We start from the raw sequence: 21,540 nt of genomic DNA on the forward strand, positions 1-21,540 counted from the left end.
ACGTGATAAATATGCGATTTATCGTTTCTACTCGAATTGTTTATTAAAAACGCTACACTGGGTGCGTCAATTTAAAAACAACGAGAAAGATGAATGAAAGCGCAATTATCACTTTTGAGCTTAGCCTTGGTGACAAGCCTTGGTAGTGCACAGGTTAGTGCGAAAGAAGCTCTGCAATTTAAAGACGTGTTTGATTTTAAATACGCAAAAGGCACCCAACTTTCTGAAGATGGCCAAATTCTTAGCTTTAGTGCCGACCCTTATCGCGGTAATGCACAAGGTCAGGTATATACATTAAACAACAACACCCTGCTAACTAGCGTTGAGCGCGGTACTCGCCCAACTATTAATAAAGCAGCAAACTGGGTGGCTTTTACTCAAGTTCCAACCCTACTTGAAAAAGAAACCACCAAGAAAAAAGACGAGCTAAAGAACAACCTTGTTTTAGTGAACACTAACAATGGTGATCAACAAACCTTTAACGATGTAAAAGACTATGCACTATCGGATGATGGTGTGTGGCTTGCTTACCGACTAGATAAGAAAGCAGATAAAAAAGACAGCGAAGAAAAAGACGAAAACAGCAGCGAAATCAAGCCAGACAAAAAAGATAAAAGCTTTGATTTAGTGCTTGTTAACCTTCAAAACAAAACCACTCACACTGTAGATAATGTATTTAGTTATGCAATGAGTAGCACTGGCGAGCAATTATTAGCAAGCCAAAGCTACAGTGATGGTGCCGACAACCAAGTTGTATTAGTTGATCTTAATAATGGCTTTGCAACGAGTGTACTGATTGATGAGCCGGGTGTTGTGGCAAACAAAATAGCTTGGCAACCAAACAGCAATAAAGCAGCGCTATTAATTGGTAATTACGTTAATGATGATACACGCCGTCGTGACCACAGCTTACAGCTTTTACAAAATGGGGCACTTTCAACCATTAATTCTGCAGATAGCAGCTGGACTATTGGCAAAACAGCATCGCTAAAATGGTCTGAAGATGGTGCTCGTTTATACTTTGAAAACCACCCTAAACTCGCTGCAAAAGTTGCCCTAAAAGAATACAAAGATGAAGCCTCTTTATATGATTTCGATACCATTCGCGACCAAAAGGGCCTTAACGTTTGGCACAATAAAGACGCTGAAATTAAGCCACGCGAAGAGCAGCAATGGAACAAAGCGAATAAGCTTCGTCATTACCAAGCGGTATATCATGTAAATGGTCAGCAAGTTGTGCAGTTAAGCACGCCGAATATGCCTGAGGTTTCACTTAATACTCATCGCGAAGCGCTATTGGGCTATTCAGACCGACCTTACCTAGAACGTATTATGTATGGCGGTTTTTACGCAGATTACTTCAGCGTTGATGTTAAAACCGGTAAACAAACCGCTATTGTCAGCGACTATCCGTTTAGACCAAGCCTTGCGCCTAATGGTCAATTTGCGGCATTTTTCCAAAATAGCCAAGTGCAACTTAAAGATTTAGGTAACAACAAGGTTTCGACCTTATCTAAAGCAATTAACGCTATTTTTGCTGATGATAAACATGACTACCCATCACCTCAGCCGGGTTATGGTTTTGCTGGCTGGTTAAACGACAGCAGCCAAGTACTGGTTTACAGTAAATTTGATATTTGGGCTTTTGATGTCGCAACACAAAAAGCAACGCGCCTAACTCAAGGTAAAGAAACCAATACCCAATATCGTGTTATTAAACTAGATAATGACCAAGTGGGCTTTGCCAAAGACGAAACATTATTACTAAGCGCAACCAACCTGCAAGATAAGCAAACTGAAATTGCAAAACTCGACTTATCAAGCAATAAGGTAAGCAAAGTACTTTCGGGTAAAAAGCGCTTTGATGTAGTGAAAAAGGCGAAAAATGCCGATAAATATCTTTTTACTGCACAAACATATCAGCAATTCCCTGATTACTACCAAGCTGATTTTAGCTTCAAAAAGCCACAGCGTGTTACCAACCTCAACCCACAAATTAGCAACTTTGCATGGGGCGAAAAACCTGAGCTTATTAGCTATAAAGGGTTTGATGGTGAAGATTTACAAGGCGTATTAATTAAGCCTGCGGGCTACAAAAAAGGCGATAAGGTGCCAGTGGTTGTGTACTTCTACCGCTATATGAGCCAACGCATGTATGACTTCCCGAAAATGGAATTAAATCATCGTCCTAACTTCCCGATGTTTACTTCAAATGGTTATGCGATTTTCTTACCTGATATCCGTTTTGAAATTGGTCATCCGGGTAAATCGTCAACCCAAACGATGATCAACGCCACTCAAAAGTTGATTGATTTAGGCATTGCTGATCCAAATAAAATTGGTTTACAAGGTCACTCATGGGCAGGCTACCAAAGTGCCTTTATGATCACGCAGACAGATATGTTTAAGGCGGTTGTATCGGGTGCGCCAGTATCTAACATGACCAGTGCATACAGCGGTATTCGCTTAAAATCAGGTCTTGCTCGTCAGTTCCAATACGAAACAGGGCAAAGCCGCATTGGTAAAACGTTATTCGAAGCGCCAGAGCTATACATCGAAAACTCACCGGTGTTCTTCGCTGATAAAGTGAATACCCCAATTCTGATTATGTTTGGCGACAAAGATGATGCTGTGCCATGGCACGAAGGTGTTCAATACTACCTAGCACTTCGTCGTGCGGGTAAAGATGCCACCTTCTTACAATACGAAGGTGAACCACATCACCTGAAGAAATTCCCTAACCAAGTGGATTTCTCAGTACGCATGATGGAATATTTTGATCACTACTTAAAAGGCAAACCAGCCGCTGAGTGGATCAAAAACGGCGTACCCTTTATTGAAGAATAAGCAACAAGCTGAATTTAAGCTTACTGCACACCTCCCCTAGAGCCAGCATTTTCGCTGGCTTTGTTCTATAAAATCAATTAAACCATCTGTTTTTTCGATTTTATCAATCGATTTAAACCCCAGTTTGTAAGTGGAAAGTTAACCTGAACAAATCTATATTTCACCCAACTTCTAACTGGAGACTACACAATGTTTAAAAAATCAACGTCAGCTTTGTCTAAAGTAGCTGTTGCGGTATCACTATTGGTGGCAACAGGCGTACAAGCTACAAACGACATCAAATCAAACCAATTCTGGTGGCCAGAGCAATTAGATCTTAGCCAACTTCGTGCCCATGGTGCAGAGTCTGATCCTATGGGTCCTTACTTTGATTACAAAAAAGAATTCTTAAAGTTAGACCTAAACGCAGTGAAAGCTGATATTGAGAAAGTATTGACTGATTCTCAAGATTGGTGGCCTGCTGACTACGGTCACTATGGTCCATTCTTCATCCGTATGGCGTGGCACGCATCAGGTACTTACCGTACGTTTGATGGTCGTGGTGGCGCAGGCGGTGGTCAACAACGTTTCGACCCGCTAAATAGCTGGCCTGATAACGCAAACCTTGATAAGGCACGTCGTTTACTTTGGCCTATAAAACAAAAATACGGTCGCAGCATTTCTTGGGCTGACTTGATGGCGTTAACAGGTAACGTTGCGCTTGAATCAATGGGCTTCAAAACCTTTGGTTATGCCGGTGGTCGTGAAGACGATTGGGAACCAGATTACGTATACTGGGGCCCTGAAGGCAAAATGTTAACTGACGAACGTCGTGACAAAAAAGGCAAACTTAAAGGCCCATTAGCGGCAGTTGAGATGGGCTTAATCTATGTAAACCCAGAAGGCCCTCACGGTAACCCTGATCCACTACTTGCAGCAGACGACATCCGTTTATCATTCGGCCGCATGGCAATGAACGATGAAGAAATCGTTGCACTAATCGCCGGTGGTCACAGCTTTGGTAAAGCACACGGTGCGAAAAAAGCGACCTGCTTAGACAAAGAGCCTGCAGCAGCCGGTATCGAAGAGCAAGGTTTAGGTTGGAAAAACAAATGTGGTAAAGGTCACTCAGAAGACACCATCACTTCAGGTCTTGAAGGTGCATGGACAGTGACACCAACACGCTGGTCAATCAACTACCTACAAAACTTATTTGCTTTTGAATGGGTTAAAACTAAGAGCCCTGCAGGTGCGACTCAATGGATCCCTGAAAATGGTCAAGCGTCTAACCTAGTGCCAGATGCACACATTAAAGGTAAGCGTCATGCGCCTATCATGTTCACAACTGATATCGCGTTAAAAGCAGATCCTGAGTTTCGTAAGATTTCAGAGCGTTTCTTAAACGACCCGAAAGAGTTCGAACTGGCATTTGCTAAAGCATGGTTCAAACTAAACCACCGCGATATGGGCCCACGTGCTCGTTACCTAGGTGACTTAGTGCCAGAAGAAGTATTAATTTGGCAAGACTACATCCCTGCGGTTGACCACAAACTAGTTGATAGCAAAGATATCGCGTCACTTAAAGCTAGCATCTTAGATTCAGGTTTATCTGTATCTGAACTAGTGCGTGTTGCTTGGGCATCAGCAGCAAGCTACCGCGACACAGATATGCGTGGTGGTGCAAACGGTGCACGTATTCGCTTTGCTCCGCAAAAAGATTGGCCGGTAAACAACCCGAAAGAAGTAGCTAAAGTACTTAGCAAACTTGAGAAAATCCAAACTAAGTTCAACAAAAAAGCATCTGGCGGTAAAGAAATTTCACTTGCAGATATGATTGTTCTTGGTGGTGCGGCTGCAATCGAAAAAGCAGCAAGCGACGCGGGTTTCTCTATCGCAGTACCATTCAAGCCAGGTCGTATGGACGCGTCATTAGAAATGACTGACGTTGAATCATTCGAAGTACTTGAGCCAACAGCTGATGCGTTCCGTAACTACTACAGCTCAGCATGGAAATCACCGGCTGAAATGTTAGTTGAACGTGCTGATTTACTAAGCTTATCAGTACCAGAAATGACTGCACTACTAGGTGGTATGCGTGCCCTTAACGCAAATACTGACCAAACTAAACACGGTGTTTTCACGAAAAAACCTGGCACATTAAGCAACGATTTCTTCGTTAACCTATTAGATATGTCAACGAAGTGGTCTAAGTCTTCTGAAGAAGGTGTTTACGAAGGCCGTGACCGTCAATCAGGCAAACTTAAGTGGACAGCAACACCAGTAGATTTAATCTTCGGTTCAAACTCAGAGCTACGTTCAATTGCTGAAGTGTATGCCTCTGACGATGCTAAACAGAAGTTCGTTGATGACTTCGTAGCAGCGTGGACTAAAGTGATGACGCTAGATCGCTTCGACCTACGTTAACCCTATATCAATCGTGTTAAGTCGATTGGTATCATATTTTCGCAACCAACAAAGCCGCTAAGTTAGCGGCTTTTTTATTTCAAATCGAGTTATTAGAGCACTTTGAGATTTACAGGCACTCGAGTTCAGCTTATTACTCAATAGCATGAAGCCACCGTAACATTAGATGTAGGTCGCCATTTATGGCGTCATAATAAACGCGCTAAAGCACGACCTACAAGCAAGTGCTAACCTAGCAACTAGCAGCTAGTAACTTAAATCAACAATACTGCCCTGCTGCAAAGCCGCAGCTCCAGGCGTATTGGAAGTTGTAGCCGCCTAGCCAGCCGGTGACGTCGGTGACTTCGCCGATGAAATAAAGGCCCTGTGACTTTTTCGCTTCGAAGGTTTTTGAGCTTAACTCGTCGGTGTCTACACCGCCAAGCGTTACTTCGGCTGTTCTATAACCCTCTGTGCCGTTTGGTTTAATTTGCCAATTGTGAATGTAGTCATGTAATGCGTCGATTTGCGCATGGCTTAGCTGGTTTACATTGCAATCAGGGATCGCTTTCGTGTCGTGCAGCATTTCAACAAAGCGTTTTGGTAAAATGGTCGCTAGGGTATTTTTTAGTGACTTTTGCCCTTGGCTTTGACGCCAAAGCTCAAGCTGCTGCTTTAAATCGAACTCGGGTAACAAGTTGATGTACACAGTTTGCCCTGCACGCCAAAAAGAGCTGATTTGTAAAATAGCTGGGCCCGAAAGGCCACGGTGAGTAAACAAGATGTTTTCTTTAAACTGGGTGCCATCTTCACTGGTAACCAGACAAGGAATGCTGATCCCCGATAACCCATCAAAGCGATCTTTATCATGCTGGTGCAACGTAAATGGCACTAATGCCGCCATGGTTGGTAGCACTGTTAAACCAAATTGCTCAGCAATTTTATAACCAATTGGTGATGCACCGAGCTTAGGCATGGTTAATCCGCCCGATGCGACAACTAACGACTCGCATTGATAGCTATCTTGCTCGGTAATAACTTCATAACCCGCATCGGTTTTTGTCACGCTGAGTACTTCGTTACGCAGCGCTATGTTAACACCTGCCCACTCACACTCAGTTAAAAGAATATCGACGATATCTTGTGCGCTGTTATCACAAAATAGCTGACCCAGCGTTTTATGGTGATACGCCAAGCCGTGACGGTCCACCAGCTCTATAAAGTCATGTTGGGTATAACGGCTTAAACACGATTTTACAAAGTGAGGATTGCCACATAAGTAGTTGTCTGGGCTTGCGTTTTCATTGGTGAAGTTACAACGCCCGCCGCCGCTGATTAATATTTTACGGCCCGGCTTCTTGCCCATATCAAGCACAGTAACATTGCGACCACGGTAGCCTGCTTGTGCAGCGCACATCAAACCTGCGGCGCCGGCACCAATCACAATTACATCTACTTGGGTCATTACTCATACTCACTAAAAAAATTTAGCTGATTATAACAAGTTATTGTCGTCGCTGTGTTAACTCAGAGATGTTTTTACAAAAAAGATAAAACCAAAAAACGAAATAAAGCAAAAACTCAAAACCATAAAATTATAACTTTATTATGAGAAAACAACAAAAAAAACACCACAAAAAGACTGATTTAGACGTCTATACATTTAGTTATAACCAAAATAGAGACAACCATAATAAAACGATATTTTAACTAAATTAACATGTATTTTACCTTTGTCCCCCTTCACGAAAAACATCGTGGAGATTTACATAACAATCTAGGGATCATTATGACAACTAACAACAACTTGAAGAAATGCGCAATTGCACTGAGCTTGACTGCGTTGTTTGGAACAACAGCAGCTATGGCTACTCCAGATCAACTTATGTCACCATCTATGCAGGAAACTGCAGCTAAATTACAAGGCCAAGAAGGCTTCGGTACTCAATTTATCATCAAATATAAAAACAATAGTGATGAAATGATGACCATGTCGGCAGCAGAACAAACGCCGACTATGATGAACAAAAAAGCAAAAGGCTTTATTAAAAACTTCAGCAGCAAAAAAGGTAAAGTAAAAGCACAATACGTTCGTGCAATGGCGATGAGTAATCACCACGTAATGCGTGCTGATAAAAAACTATCAGCTGAAGAAACCCAAGAATTTATGCAAGAAATGGTCGCTTCTGGTAATGTTGAATACATCGAAATCGACCAAATGTTAAAGCCGTTTGCGACGCCTAACGACCCTCGTTATGACGACCAATGGCACTACTACGAGCAAGCGGGCGGTCTTAACCTTCCTACTGCTTGGGATACAGCAACGGGTAGCGGTGTCGTTGTAGCGGTACTTGATACTGGTTACCGCCCTCATATTGATTTAAATGCTAACATTCTTCAAGGCTATGACATGATCTCTAACGTGTCTGTAGCGAACGACGGCGGTGGTCGTGATAGCGATGCACGCGATCCGGGTGATGCAATCAGCGCTAACGAATGTGGTTACACACACAGTGCACAAAGCTCAAGCTGGCACGGTACACACGTTGCGGGTACTGTTGCAGCAGTCACTAATAACGGTGAAGGTGTTGCCGGTGTTGCTTACAACTCAAAAGTAGTGCCTGTGCGTGTACTTGGTAAATGTGGTGGTTTAACTTCTGATATCGCTGACGGCATCATCTGGGCATCGGGTGGTTCAGTTTCTGGCGTACCAGCAAATGCTAACCCTGCTGATGTTATTAACATGAGTTTAGGTGGTAGCGGTTCATGTAGCTCAACAACGCAAAATGCAATCAATCAAGCGCGTAACAACGGTTCTGTAATTGTAATCGCTGCAGGTAACGACAACGATAACTCTGCAAACTACAACCCTGGTAACTGTAATGGTGTTGTAAACGTTGCATCTGTTGGTCGTAACGGTGGTCGTGCATACTACTCAAACTACGGTAGCAATATTGACGTTGCAGCACCGGGTGGCGCACAAAGCTTTGCGAATGACTCTGAAGGTGTGTTATCTACTCACAACTCAGGCTCTTCAAGCCCTAGCAGTGATTCATACCACTACTCACAAGGTACATCGATGGCAGCTCCACATGTTGCGGGTGTCGCAGCATTAATCAAACAAGCTAAGCCATCAGCAACACCTGATGAAATCGAAAGTATCTTAAAATCGACAACTCGTTCTTTCCCAGCAACATGTACTAGCTGTGGTACAGGTATTGTTGATGCGGCAGCCGCGGTTGCAGCAGCCTCAGGTACAACACCGCCACCACCAACGGGTAACGTATTAGAAGATGGTCAAGCACTAACTGGTTTAAGTGGCTCTGCTAGCAGCCAAACTTTCTACACAATGGAAGTTCCAACAGGTGCGACTAACGTAACCTTCACAATGAGTGGCGGTTCAGGCGATGCTGACCTTTACGTTCGTGCAGGTAGCGCACCAACAACATCAACCTATGATTGTCGCCCGTATAAAGGCGGTAACAACGAAGTATGTTCTATCGATAACCCAACAGCAGGTACTTACCATGTAATGCTGAATGGTTACTCTGCATACTCAGGTGTTAACCTAGTAGGTGATTTAACAACTTCTGGCGGTGGTTCAGGCTCAGGTTCACCACAAGCAGGTGGTGGCACAGTAACAGATATCTCTGCAAGTGCAGGCCAATGGAAGCATTACACTATTGATGTTCCTGCCGGTATGGCAAGCTTTACAGTAACGACATCAGGCGGTACTGGCGATTCAGACTTATTCGTTAAGTTTGGTAGCCAACCAACATCATCAAGCTATGATTGTCGCCCTTACAAAAACGGTAACGCAGAAACTTGTACGTTCAGTAATCCACAAGCAGGTACTTGGCACTTAAGCTTAAATGCTTACCGTACTTTCTCGGGTGTTACACTGGATGCGCAATATCAACCTTAATAGTTGATCTCCTAAGTCACCCCCAGGGACTTTCAGCCGGACTTACGTCCGGCTTTTTTGTATTTATGAATTGCTATTAAAGCTTTTCTAGCACAGCTTCAGCGCGGCTTACTACAAACTCTTTGTCTTGTTCAACAAACAGCCCTGTTACAGTTTGGTTTTCAACGATCATTGCATAACGTTTAGAACGTATACCACCAAAACCAGCTGTGTCTTTATCTAAACCAAGTGCTTTGGTAAAACTTGCATCACCATCTGCTAACATACGAATATGCTCAGCGTTATGAGCTTCACCCCATGCTTTCATTACAAATGCATCGTTCACCGATACACAGTAGATTGCATCAACGCCTTTAGCAGTAATTTTATCGGCCAGGGTAATAAACTCAGGTAAGTGAGCATTAGAGCATGTTGGTGTAAATGCACCCGGCACGGCAAACAACACTACTTTTTTATCTGCAAATAATGCCTCTGTTGTTAAGGTTTGCATGCCTTCGCTAGTTAATTCACTAAGGGTTGCTGTAGGTATAGTTTGGCCTTGTTCGATCATCGTAATTCCTTGAAAGAAAATAAGAGTACAGAGTATATACCTAAAAAATTGAATACAGCATGATTTTAAGGACAAACAACGTAAACCATTGCTCGCCCTTTGGAGGGTTATAAACCTAAGCTGGCTTTAATGGTATGCATTTGCTCTTGTAGGCGATGCTGAATATCACTAACCAGAGAGTTTGATTCGCTTACCTGCCCTTTCATGCTTTGCATTGATTGACTGAAGTTTTCTAGTAAGGCGTTTTGCTGTTTAGCCAGCTCCATAGCATCAAATGCGACCTTATTTGCATCTTGCGCGTTGCCAGCTACGCCTTCGGAGTTACGTTTAAGTTCTTGGGCATTTTGTGTTTGTAGCTCGGCATCATTAGCCAGTGCGCTAATTTGCTCCGATACCATGGTGGAGTTTTCACTTAAGCGGTTTAACTGATTGTTAATATCATCAAGTGAACCCTGCGTTTGTCTGGCAAGTTTTCGTACTTCGTCAGCGACCACCGCAAAGCCTCGGCCATGCTCACCTGCACGCGCCGATTCAATCGCTGCATTCAGTGCTAATAAGTTTGTTTGCTCAGCAATATTTTTGATCACCTCAATAACTTGGCCCACATCATCAACGCCTTTTAATAGCTCTTTTAAGCTATCTAGGCCTTGCTCAACGCGTTCTTCAGTACGTGAGCTTGCGGTTAACATGCTATCTGCAAAGCCTAGGCTCTGCTCCATCGCACCAAAGGTTTGTTTGGCGTTATCAGCAACTTGACCATTGATGTTATTGACCTGTTCACCAATGTCTTGAATATCAGTAAGTAAACTTTGGTTTTGTTCAACCTGAGAGTGGCTAGCATCAGTTTGCTGGGCAATCGTATGTAAGTGCTCGCTCATCTCTAGCATAAAGTCATTAATAACCTTAAGCATTTGTGCTCGTTCTTCTGCTTCACCACGCTGGCGCTCAATCAATTGATTAAAGTAATGGGCAATTTCACCGACTTCAGTTTTCGGATTTTTACTCTCAATGTTTTTAAGCTCATTACTCTCAATTAAGAAAGCAAAGCCATCACGCAATTGACGCAGCGGGTTAAGCACTTGGTTACGCTGTACGAAATACACACCTGCTGCTAAAACCACCAGCATGCCAATGGCTACACAAAATACGATAAACACTTGCTGCTTAAGGTCGCTCTGTTCATCTTTTAGCTTTTGCTCTGCACCGAGCACCGTTGTAGACAAGGCGCCGATTTGTTCGCGCAATGCTTGCATGCCGGTTTGTCGTTGCTCAGCTTGCTCAAGAGTGGATGCTAAATCACGTGGGAAGCGTTTGGGCCAGCTACTTAACTCAGCTTTGATGTCACCGGCCAAATCTTCTGCTTCTTCGCCAAAAAATAAAGCGTCTTCATCCACTTCGCTCATTACACCTAAATTTTCGAGTTTATCGATTTTAGCCCCAAGCGCATTTAGGTTTTCAACACTTTGATTAAGGCTGTTTTTAGTGTCTTGATCAAAGTTGATCACTAACTTATAAGTGTACAAAGCAAGTGAAGTGACTTCGCTGTAGTAGTCAGCAGCTAGTTGGTAATACTCAAGTGCAAGCGCTGTTTGCGGCTGTGCTTTACTTGCATAGCCAATTAATGATGAAGCTGAACCTGCCATTTGTCTTAACGAGTTATCAAGCAGCGCCATTTCGTTACCAGACAGCTTACCTAAAGCGCGGTACTTACCATTGATGTCTTTATCGAGTGCTGTTAGCTGGCTATTAAGCTGACTTGCAAGATCACTAGGCAACTTAGCTAAATGCAGCTTTTTAACATCACTTATCAGCGTAGAAGCTTTATTTAAGTGTTGGCTGTCACCTTGTTCTAAATAATCATCAAGGTAGCTTTTTAAATCAATAATGATGGTGTTTTTTAGCTTGTTATAAGCGTTATCTTGTTGCTCTAAACCGAATAAGGTTTGACTTGCCCAAAACAGAGTGGCTGCTAATAAAATACTAGCGAGAGTAAGTAAAACGGCCAATAGCCGAGTAAATGATGACACGCGCATAAACGATATTCCCAAGTAACGTTGCGCGCGTAGAATATTAACCTTTTATGACAATATGATGAAATACCACCATAAACAACTACACGAAAAAACCAGACACATCCAAAAACATTAGATTTAAACCATTGCCGCTTTTACATATACATCAAAGCGGTTCTTTTTGGTTTTGATTTGCATACTCGGGGTTTTGTCATTTAAAAATGGCGCGTAATCAGGGCGCTTCACAACCACTCGCTTACTAGCAAGCGGATAAGCAAACTCTAATAGATCATCGGCATCGCTATCTGAGCCCACAAGCTCTTGGAATACTCGCATTTCTTTTTTAACGAGGGCTGATTTTTCACGATGAGGAAACATAGGATCTAAGTACACAACATCAGGAGTATCACTACACTGCGCCAGTAACGTATGACTAGAGCCAAACACTAAGCTCATGTTTTCTTTCATCCAAGGGCCAATTTCTGCATCGTTATAGGCGCGTTCTAGGCCATCAAATAATAGCGCAGCAACTACTGGATGGCGCTCATGTAAAATCACTTTACAGCCTAGTGATGCCAGTACAAAGCCATCACGACCAAGGCCTGCGGTGGCATCAAGAACCACTGGTGTGGCACCTTTATTTAACCCTACAGCCTTTGCTATAGCTTGCCCTTTACCTCCACCAAACTTACGGCGGTGAGCAGCAGCACCCGTTACAAAATCAACGTGGATTGCACCTAGCTTAGGTTCGTCCTTTTTTTTCAAGCTAAGACCTTGGTCGTCATAATGAAGCGAAAAGCCCGCATTCTGCTCAGCCCACTTAGCTAAACCAAAACGCAACTCTATTGCATCTAAATAAGGACGCATTTCTTTAAAAGGACAATGAATTACCACACAAAACTCCGAGCTATATTAATCGGCGTCAGTATAGCATGGCTTAAAATAGCTCGATATCCGTTTGTGAAGTGACATCTTCAGTGTGACTAGGCTCTGCCATTTTTTGTAAACTGGCGAGAAGATCACTACGCGCTTCAATAATGTGTTTTAACTGATATTTTATAAACGCTAAATCATCATTGAGCGAAGAAAATAATAACTTAGTCTGCTCTAGTTGCTGTAGATGAAAAGTTACTTCATCACTACTCGACAAATTGCTTTGTGCGACTGACTTATTTAACTCATCCAATTGCGCAGCTAGTTTTTCAACCGCTCGTTCGCGTGAATCACTGTTTTGATACATTTGTTGAGATAGTTCATTAAAGGCATTCCCAATTTGCTGTGCCTGAGTCAGTGCCCGCTCATTAATTTCCATATCTTGAACTTTTGCGTTTGTGACTTCGAGGATGTGCGGGAATAAATCTTTATAACGACCATAGAGTTGGGCATCATCTAATGGCATGTTTTTAACCAGCATCGACACTTTAGGGTAATTAATAATGGTGCGGTGGCTAAAATCAACAAAGCGATTCGCATCACGATGTTTTTCAAGTAACTCCTGCTCTAAAGGACATACTCCACCTTCGGCACAGCAAAACACGCCAACATCGTGATACCAAAACGCCAGCACGACATCAAGCTCCATCGGGTTAAAAAACTCAAACATATGCTCAGATAACGCTTTGATATCATGCGCATGATAAGTCTGCCCAACGTAGCGCATGATGCGTCCCATATCACCTGAATCTGTCATCGCTATTTCGGCGGTTATTTGCGCTCGCTCAACATCACTGGTTAATTTTTTTGAATGCTGGCGGTACTGATATAACACACGAATTCGTGCCATCAGCTCTTCAGCATTGAATGGTTTTACAATGTAATCAGCTGCACCTGCGTTATAGCCTTTTACACGGTCTGGTAAGTCCGCTTTACCCGATAAAAACATCACAGGAATATCTTTAGTTTGCGGGTTAGCTTTTAATTCGTTACACACCTCGTACCCTGATTTAGCAGGCATTTCAACATCAAGTAAAATAATGTCTGGGCTGTACTTTATCGCCTGCCTTAATCCTTCTTCACCATTTTTAGCATGGATCAACGTGCAAAAGCCCGATAGTGATTCTTCAATCACATGATGGACATACTTATCATCATCAATGGCTAATACAAGTTTTGACATACTTAATTCCTGCAACTGTTTTTAAAAAGAATAGTACGCAAGATTGAATTTGCTAAGAATTATTAATAAAAAAGCGCCTTACGGCGCTTTAGTTTAAGTAATGTGTATTATGCTGCAATACCACTATGTCTTAGTAGTGCATCAACTTGTGGTTCGCGTCCGCGGAACTTTTTAAATAGCTCCATAGGCTCTTCGCTTCCCCCTTTTTCTAAAATGTTCTTTAAGAAAGCTTCGCCCGTTGCTGGGTTAAAAATGCCTTCTTCTTCAAATTTAGAAAACGCATCGGCCGAGAGTACTTCAGCCCATTTATAAGAGTAATAACCTGCGCTATAACCGCCTGCAAAAATATGGCTAAAGCCATGCTGGAAACGATTAAACGCTGGCGCTTTAACAACAGCCGTTTTACTGCGTACCTCATCAAGTGTTGCTTGAATATGACATGGCTCACCCGCTTTGTAAGTATGGTGAATAGTAAAATCAAACAACGAGAACTCAAGCTGACGCAGCATTTGCATACCTGATTGGAAGTTCTTCGCCGCAAGGAGTTTATCTAGTAACTCTTTTGGTAATGGCTCATCTGTTTCGTAATGACCCGAAATAAAGCTCAGCGCTTCTTCTTCGTAACACCAGTTTTCAAGGAACTGACTTGGTAACTCAACCGCGTCCCATGCAACACCGTTAATACCAGCCACTGGCGCTGCATCAACTTGTGTCAACATATGGTGAATACCATGACCAAACTCATGGAATAACGTAGTCACTTCGTTATGCGTAAACAAAGCAGGCTTATCACCCACTGCTTTATTAAAGTTACACACTAAGTACGCAACTGGGGTTTGTAATTCGCCGTTTGCACGTACTTTTCGACCCATGCAGTCATCCATCCAAGCACCGCCACGCTTGCGATCGCGGGCGTATAAATCTAGATAAAAGCGACCACGTAACATGTTGCTGTTATCGTAAATTTCGAAGAAACGTACATCAGGGTGATAAGTATCAAACTCTGTCACTTCTTTAACACTAATACCAAATAAACGATTAACGGTAGTGAATAAGCCACTTAGAACTTTATTGGCTGGAAAATATGGGCGCAGCACTTCATCAGAAATCGCGTACTTCTCTTGCTTGAGCTTTTCGCCGTAGTAAGCGTAGTCCCATGCAGCCAGTTCAGTCACACCGTGCTTATCTTTTGCGTAAGCTGTTAGCTCAGCAAGCTCTTGCTCAGCTTGTGGCTTAGACTTAGCAGCTAAATCTTCTAAGAATGAGAAAACTTGCTCTGGCGTTTCTGCCATTTTAGTCGCCAATGACATATCAGCGTAGCTGTTAAAACCAAGTAACTCGGCAAGTTCATGACGCAGGGCAAGCTCTTCGCTCATAATAGCTGAGTTATCAAATTCACCAGCGTTAGGACCTTGATCAGAGGCACGCGTCACAAACGCAGTGTAAAACTCTTCACGTAACTCGCGGTTATCAGCATAAGTCATGATTGGTAAGTAAGATGGAAAATCTAACGTGAATACCCAGCCTTCTAGCTCTTTGCTTTTAGCTGTATCTGCACCTAGTGCTAACGCAGACTCTGGTAAACCAGCCAGTTCGCTTTCATCTGTAATATGCTTTTGCCAAGCAAGCGTGGCATCCATTACATTGTTACCAAACTTAGAGGCCAGCTCAGATAAACGCGCACTAATTTCGCCATAACGCTTTTGTTGTTCAGGCTTTAAGGCAATACCAGATAGCTCAAAATCACGCAGTGCATTAGTAATGGTTTTTTGTTGGGCAATGGTCAGAGTTTTAAATTCGTCACTGCTGTGAAGTGCGTTGTAAGCATCATACAAACCTTGATGCTGACCAACAAACGTTGAATACTCAGATAACAATGGCAAACATTGCTCATAGGCTTCACGTAGTTCATCGCTGTTAACGACAGAATTCATATGTGATACCGGTGAAAATAAGCGTGATAACTTGTCATCAGCTTCTTCAAGCGGAAGAACCAAATCATTCCATGTGTATGATTTAGTTGCCAGTACCTCATCTATTTTGGCACGGCACTCAGCAATCGCCGCTTTTAATGCTGGCACTACATGTGCTGGTTTAATTTTAGAAAACGGCGGAAGCCCTTCTAAACCAATGAGTGGGTTATTTTCTGCAATTGTCATTTTCGTTCTCAAATTTTATGCGAAGATGATTTTGAAGTTGGGGCGAATTGATGAAATACAAGGGGCTTAACCTTGGTCTTTATTATGCTATTATCAACTTATTACTAAATCGATTAATTAATAAAGAATTATCTATTTTTGAGGACAAACTATGGCTCAGCATTTTGATTACATTGCAATTGGTGGTGGTAGTGGCGGTATTGCCTCTGCAAACCGTGCAGCAATGCGTGGCGCAAAAGTCGCTCTTATTGAAGCAAAACACATGGGTGGCACCTGTGTAAACGTGGGTTGTGTTCCAAAGAAAGTAATGTGGCACGGCGCACAAATTGCTGAAGCAATTAACGCATATGCACCTGACTACGGCTTTGATGTTGAATTAAAAGGTTTTAGCTGGGCTAAATTAGTTGAAAGCCGCGAAGCTTACATTGGTCGTATTCACCAAGGTTACAACAAGTACTTATCTAGCAATGGTGTAACTGTAATCAATGGCTTTGCTAAGTTTGTTGATAACAAAACAGTTGAAGTAAATGGTGAGCTATACACGGCAGACCATATTCTTGTTGCTGTTGGTGGCCGCCCTACTATTCCTAATATCCCAGGCGCTGAGCTTGGCATTGATTCGAACGGCTTCTTTGAACTAGACGCACAGCCTAAGCGTGTTGCTGTGGTTGGTGCAGGCTACATTGCCGTTGAAATCGCTGGTGTACTTCATAGCCTTGGTACAGAAACACACTTGTTTGTTCGTAAAAACAAACCACTACGTACTTTTGACCCATACATTGTTGATACGCTTATCGATATTATGGCAAAAGAAGGCCCAACTCTTCACACTGAGTGCACACCTAAAGAAGTAGTTAAAGAAAGCGATGGCAGCTTAACCATTCACTTTGAAAATGGTCACAGCCAAAACGTTGATGAAGTTATTTGGGCAATTGGCCGTACACCTACAACTGACAAGATCAATCTTGCTGCGGCAGGTGTTGAAGTAACTGAAGCTGGTTACGTTAAAGTAGACGAATTCCAAAACACCACAGCTGAAAACGTATACGCAGTTGGCGATATCATCGAAAACGGTATCGAACTTACGCCAGTAGCCGTTAAAGCAGGTCGTATTTTATCAGAGCGCTTATTCAATAAAGAACTACCTGATGATTTAAAAATGGACTACGAGCTAGTACCTACTGTGGTATTCAGCCATCCACCAATCGGCACAATTGGTTTAACAGAGCAGCAAGCGATTGATCAATACGGCAGAGATAACGTTAAAGTATATAAATCAAGCTTTGCAGCAATGTACACAGCGGTTACTCAGCACCGTCAAGCATGTAACATGATGCTAGTGTGTGCAGGCGAAGACGAAAAAGTTGTTGGCTTACACGGCATTGGCTTTACCGTTGACGAAATGATCCAAGGCTTTGCCGTTGCAATGAAGATGGGCGCAACCAAAGCAGACTTTGATGCTGTTGTGGCTATTCACCCGACGGGCTCAGAAGAGTTTGTAACGATGAGATAAACTCGCGTTGCGAGTCAATTTTAAAACCTTGTGGTGCTGCCACAAGGTTTTTTATTGAGTAAATTTGGTAGTGATTTCAGTACACTATCAAAGCTCAGAAATTGCTTGACTAAAAATACGTTTAAGTAAATCTAGGTTTAAATTCACACCTGCAATATTCGCATCAATCCACTCTCTCTGAGAGATTGGAGGCCACGAAACCTTATAGCCGATGCTATATAACATTTCTTCAAAAAAGAAACGTAGCACTCTACCGTTACCTTCGCGGAATGGGTGAAGTAAATTTAGCTCACAAAACAAGTCTGCCACTTTTTCAATTAGTTCATCATTATTATGACAATTCGATATTGCCGGAATGGTTCGAAATAATTTGTTAGCTTCAGGCTCAATACGCGTCCAAGTACAAAAGCGGGTATTACCCTTGGAGATATCAACATCCCTAATTTGACCTGCCCACACATATAAGTCTTGAAATAAGTGGTGATGAAGATGTTTTAAATGCTCAAGTGAAAACTTAGATAGAGGTTGTTCGGGGGAGTCATAAGTTCTATAGCGTTCAGCGGTAAACTCAGCTTCAGCTTGATCTAATATATCCGATTCTCGAATATCTAATAAATTAATTAATACATCAGAGGCAGGGTAGCAATATTTATCTTGAGCTACCCCGTATTTATCGCGCATATTTACGCTTCAATTCAGCAATACTTTTGCCTTCACTATTAGTTTTCAGCGTTAGACCTTCATAGCTTAAACTGACCTTAAAGTTATCCATATCGGGCATAAACTTAGTTTTTTGCTGATTGCTAGTCTTAGCAGTTTTGGTAGTCATAAACCCTCCTGTAATACTGATAATTCTAGCTTATTCAAGCATAAATTGCCATTAATCAACTTATTCGAAAGTACAGCCAAAAAGAAGAGAAAAAGGCAATTAAAATACTGACCAATTTAAACTTTTTATTGCCTATGATTACAAAGTGATGGGGAGTTGTTAAACTCAGCTAAAAGAATAAAAACGTAAACTACTTTGCAATCAATCACTTTATTCCCTGTACACCTTGTACAGAGTATCTTTCTGTTCCAAATGTTATTTGGTGCATTATTAATTAATAGCCAAAAACAAAGTCGTTCCTTGGTGCTGCTGTTTGCATTTCAAGGCTGTGTGTGCGCCTTTAACCTGCTAGAAGGGTTAGGGTTTTCTAGTTACTTAATTACCCCTGCATTTACATTACTGTATGGGCCTATGATTTACTTTTTTACCTTGTCGATTACAGGTAAACAGCCCTTTAAAACATCACACTACGCGGTACACTTAATTCCTGCGGCTATTTCCTTGGCCTTTACCCACTACACGCAAGCGATCATTTTACTTGGTTCGCTCAGTCAACTTGGTTATTTCTACTTCGCTTATGGCATTTTAAAGCGCTATCACAAACAACTTATGCATGCTCGCTCAGATGCTGAGAGCCTTAAATTAAAGTGGCTGATCAAAGCATTATTTATTTTTGCCATTATTGTCGTATTTGATTTGCTGCGCATGAATGTGCAACCAATCACGCCGCTCGATATAAAGATGCACTGGTATTTATTAAACGAAATACTGTTACTGCTGATGTTTAGCTTTTTGTTGTTTCACACCATCAAAAATAGCTTTCAATTCGAGCCAGTCACATTGTCAGAAGAACCCGAAGCTGAACAAACTGATTCGGCTGACGAGCAACTTGCGCAGCAAATTTTCTCAACCATTGATAACTTGATTATTAACGAATCGCTTTATCGACAACCTAGGCTCTCACTAAACGACTTAGCAAATCAAACAGGGCTCGGTAGTAAAGAAATATCTTGGGCTATTAACAGCACAACGGGGAACAACTTTTGTGAGTACATCAACCAGCATAGAGTGAATGATGTTAAACGCGAAATAGAGCAAGACTCACCTCAAAAACTCAGCCTGATAGAGCTGGCATTTCAAGCAGGCTTTAATTCTAAATCGACTTTTAATGCCGTGTTTAAAAAAGAAACGGGATTAACACCGAGTCAATTTAAGAAGCAAACGCAAAAGAATTAGCTCATAAAACAGACAAAAAACGTCCTAAATCCTGTTTTAGGACGCTTTTTTACAACTCAAACGCTAATTTAAACAAAAAACAACTTTGAGACTCCTGATGTACAAGTCCTATTTTTTACTACTAACTTTGTGCCTATTAATAAACTTTTCGGGTTTTGCTTTAGCAACGAATCACTCTTTAGAGGTGACTAATCAAGCTTTAAAAGTGCAGCCAAGTCGTGTTGGTGCAAGCGACCCAATCGCTTACTTTCAATCGAAAACAGCAGCAATAGAATTTGCTAAACAACAAAACTGGGCTCAGGTGAATAAACTCACAAAAATGCTCATTAATGAATATCAAAATGATGGCGATACTTGGTATTTACTTGGCCTCAGTTACTTTCAATTGGCCGATTATCAAAATGCCAGCAATGCTTTGCAACGCGCACTTGCAATTGGGACTAGCTTAAAAGGCATTCCTAATGGGGCCAGTAACCCGAACGATTTAATGGTGAAAATTGCAGAGGCATACGCAGAGCTTAAAAACCAACAGCAAGCTGAGTATTGGCTTAAAAAAGCACTGGCAGCAAGGTGGGATGACCGCCCAACACTTGCTGGCACCAGCTTATTTAAATCTGGTATTAACCCTCACTTTGAACGCTTTGCGCAATCGGCCAGTTATAAATCACTTGCGGGTAATAATTTGGATACTGAACTCAATCGAGATCAAAAATGGCGCGCCGATTTAGCGTTTTTAGTCTCAGAAATTAAACGTTTACACGTGGCAATGTATCAAAACATGAGCTCACAACAGTTTGCAGAAAAAGTAGCTGAGATTGATAAGTCGATTCCTATTCTAACCGATCAGCAAATTGTTTTTCAGTTTATGGAGCTAATTGCATTACTTGGCAATGGTCATAATCTATTGATCCCAGCATGGGGTGAAACAGGCAACTTTCAGCAACTACCATTTCAGTTTTATCAATTTAGTGACGGTTTATACATCAGCAAAGCAAGTAGCGATTACCAGCAATATGTTGGCTATAAAGTTGAGGCATTTGCCGATACACCAGCCCAGCAAGCTCTTGAGTTAACTAAACGTATTAATGCTCGCGATAATGAAATGCAAACCCTTTGGTTGGGTCCCTATTATTTAAGTTTGCTTGATGTGCTAAACGGGCTTGGCATTAGCAAAGGGAGCGAGGTAACACTTACGCTCAGCTCACCACAAGGCGCTATCACCACAGTAACACCAGCGCTCAAATCAATGCAATTTGCAGGTTTTCCTAAGTTACCAAAACTTGCTGAACACCCCACGCTTAGATACTTAGCAAAAAACAATACGCCGTTTTGGAGCGAACAAATCAAAACGAATAAATTACTGTATGTACAATTCAATGATGTGCGAAATAACAAAGATCTCACCCTTGCTGAATTTGCCATGCAGCTACAAGCACAAATCAAACACGATGACATTGAGCATCTGGTGCTAGACCTTCGCCATAACAGTGGTGGTAATGGCTCACTCACCCCGCCTTTGGTGGCAACGGCCGCATTTTTTAACGTATTAAAACCACAAGGAAAGCTATTTATATTAATTGGCCGCAATACGTTTTCGGCAGGCCATGATGTAGCTGTAAAGATTGCCAATATAGTGCCAGCGATTTTTGTAGGTGAGCCATCAGGCACCCGCCCAAATGTGGCAGGTGAAGCTGGCTGGTTTAACCTGCCATACAGTAAACAAACAGGCCTTATTTCGAGCCAATTCCACCAGCAAAGCCGAGCGGAAGATCATCGAATCTGGTTAGCGCCCGATATGCCAATTACGCTTTCTGCAAAAGACTACTTTGCAGGTATCGATCCGGTAATGGATGCTGTTTTAACTATAACTAAACAATAACCAGTGCTGGCACAAACCTTGTAACTGTTAATAAAGTAACCAGTTATAGCAAGAATTTGCTCTTGTTTACTGTGTAATTAAGTAGTTATTAC

General features: G+C 42.1%; 14 protein-coding genes. 6 read left to right on the forward strand and 8 right to left on the reverse strand.

The window, feature by feature from the left end; translation table 11 throughout:
- Positions 1-93 precede the first annotated feature (93 nt).
- Entirely contained in the window at positions 94-2,847 is a 2,754-nt protein-coding gene (locus CWB80_RS08785; RefSeq protein ID WP_138598816.1) for an alpha/beta hydrolase family protein, read from the forward strand.
- Between the two features lie 189 nt (positions 2,848-3,036).
- Positions 3,037-5,250, forward strand: a complete 2,214-nt coding sequence (gene katG, locus CWB80_RS08790) for a catalase/peroxidase HPI (protein WP_138598815.1) — start codon at positions 3,037-3,039, stop codon at positions 5,248-5,250.
- 259 nt (positions 5,251-5,509) lie between these two features.
- Here katG and CWB80_RS08795 read toward each other — a convergent pair whose 3' ends face one another.
- Positions 5,510-6,694 carry a BaiN/RdsA family NAD(P)/FAD-dependent oxidoreductase gene (locus CWB80_RS08795; RefSeq protein ID WP_138598814.1) on the reverse strand — a complete coding sequence of 395 codons (1,185 nt, stop codon included), beginning with the start codon at positions 6,692-6,694 and terminating at the stop codon, positions 5,510-5,512.
- 324 nt (positions 6,695-7,018) lie between these two features.
- Here CWB80_RS08795 and CWB80_RS08800 point away from each other — a divergent pair, with 324 nt between their 5' ends.
- Positions 7,019-9,154, forward strand: a complete 2,136-nt coding sequence (locus tag CWB80_RS08800) for a S8 family peptidase (protein ID WP_138686275.1) — start codon at positions 7,019-7,021, stop codon at positions 9,152-9,154.
- Positions 9,155-9,230: 76 nt separating this feature from the next.
- Here the strand turns inward: CWB80_RS08800 and CWB80_RS08805 are convergent, their stop codons facing one another.
- From CWB80_RS08805 to prlC, 5 genes are all read right to left on the reverse strand, one after another.
- Positions 9,231-9,704, reverse strand: a complete 474-nt coding sequence (locus CWB80_RS08805) for a peroxiredoxin (RefSeq protein ID WP_054552771.1) — start codon at positions 9,702-9,704, stop codon at positions 9,231-9,233.
- A gap of 107 nt (positions 9,705-9,811) precedes the next feature.
- Positions 9,812-11,737, reverse strand: coding sequence for a methyl-accepting chemotaxis protein (locus CWB80_RS08810; protein ID WP_138599256.1), 1,926 nt, complete (start codon positions 11,735-11,737; stop codon positions 9,812-9,814).
- A gap of 117 nt (positions 11,738-11,854) precedes the next feature.
- On the reverse strand, positions 11,855-12,610 hold the full coding sequence (locus CWB80_RS08815) for a class I SAM-dependent methyltransferase (RefSeq protein ID WP_138599257.1): 756 nt from the start codon (positions 12,608-12,610) through the stop codon (positions 11,855-11,857).
- A gap of 43 nt (positions 12,611-12,653) precedes the next feature.
- The gene (locus CWB80_RS08820) at positions 12,654-13,832 is read right to left on the reverse strand and encodes a response regulator (RefSeq protein ID WP_054552774.1); all 1,179 of its coding nucleotides are present in this window, start codon (positions 13,830-13,832) and stop codon (positions 12,654-12,656) included.
- A 107-nt stretch (positions 13,833-13,939) separates the two neighbouring features.
- Positions 13,940-15,991 (reverse strand): oligopeptidase A, encoded by a 2,052-nt coding sequence (gene prlC / locus CWB80_RS08825; protein ID WP_138599258.1) that lies wholly within the window; start codon positions 15,989-15,991, stop codon positions 13,940-13,942.
- Positions 15,992-16,142: 151 nt separating this feature from the next.
- Here prlC and gorA point away from each other — a divergent pair, with 151 nt between their 5' ends.
- Positions 16,143-17,504, forward strand: a complete 1,362-nt coding sequence (gene gorA / locus CWB80_RS08830) for a glutathione-disulfide reductase (protein WP_138599259.1) — start codon at positions 16,143-16,145, stop codon at positions 17,502-17,504.
- 87 nt (positions 17,505-17,591) lie between these two features.
- On the opposite strand, the gene CWB80_RS08835 is transcribed toward gorA, so the two are convergent.
- On the reverse strand, positions 17,592-18,185 hold the full coding sequence (locus CWB80_RS08835; RefSeq protein ID WP_138599260.1) for a Fic/DOC family protein: 594 nt from the start codon (positions 18,183-18,185) through the stop codon (positions 17,592-17,594).
- Entirely contained in the window at positions 18,175-18,333 is a 159-nt protein-coding gene (locus CWB80_RS22475) for a hypothetical protein (protein WP_166338734.1), read from the reverse strand. The genes CWB80_RS08835 and CWB80_RS22475 overlap by 11 nt, the downstream gene beginning before the upstream one ends.
- 195 nt (positions 18,334-18,528) lie before the next feature.
- On the opposite strand from CWB80_RS22475, the gene CWB80_RS08840 reads away from it, so the two are divergent.
- Together CWB80_RS08840 and CWB80_RS08845 are read left to right on the forward strand one after the other, a co-directional pair.
- Positions 18,529-19,569, forward strand: coding sequence for a helix-turn-helix domain-containing protein (locus tag CWB80_RS08840; RefSeq protein WP_138599261.1), 1,041 nt, complete (start codon positions 18,529-18,531; stop codon positions 19,567-19,569).
- Between the two features lie 184 nt (positions 19,570-19,753).
- Positions 19,754-21,448, forward strand: a complete 1,695-nt coding sequence (locus CWB80_RS08845; RefSeq protein ID WP_171041503.1) for a hypothetical protein — start codon at positions 19,754-19,756, stop codon at positions 21,446-21,448.
- The last annotated feature ends 92 nt before the right edge of the window (positions 21,449-21,540 follow it).

It is taken from the genome of Pseudoalteromonas sp. S1650, assembly GCF_005887195.1.
GTDB lineage: Bacteria > Pseudomonadota > Gammaproteobacteria > Enterobacterales > Alteromonadaceae > Pseudoalteromonas > Pseudoalteromonas simplex.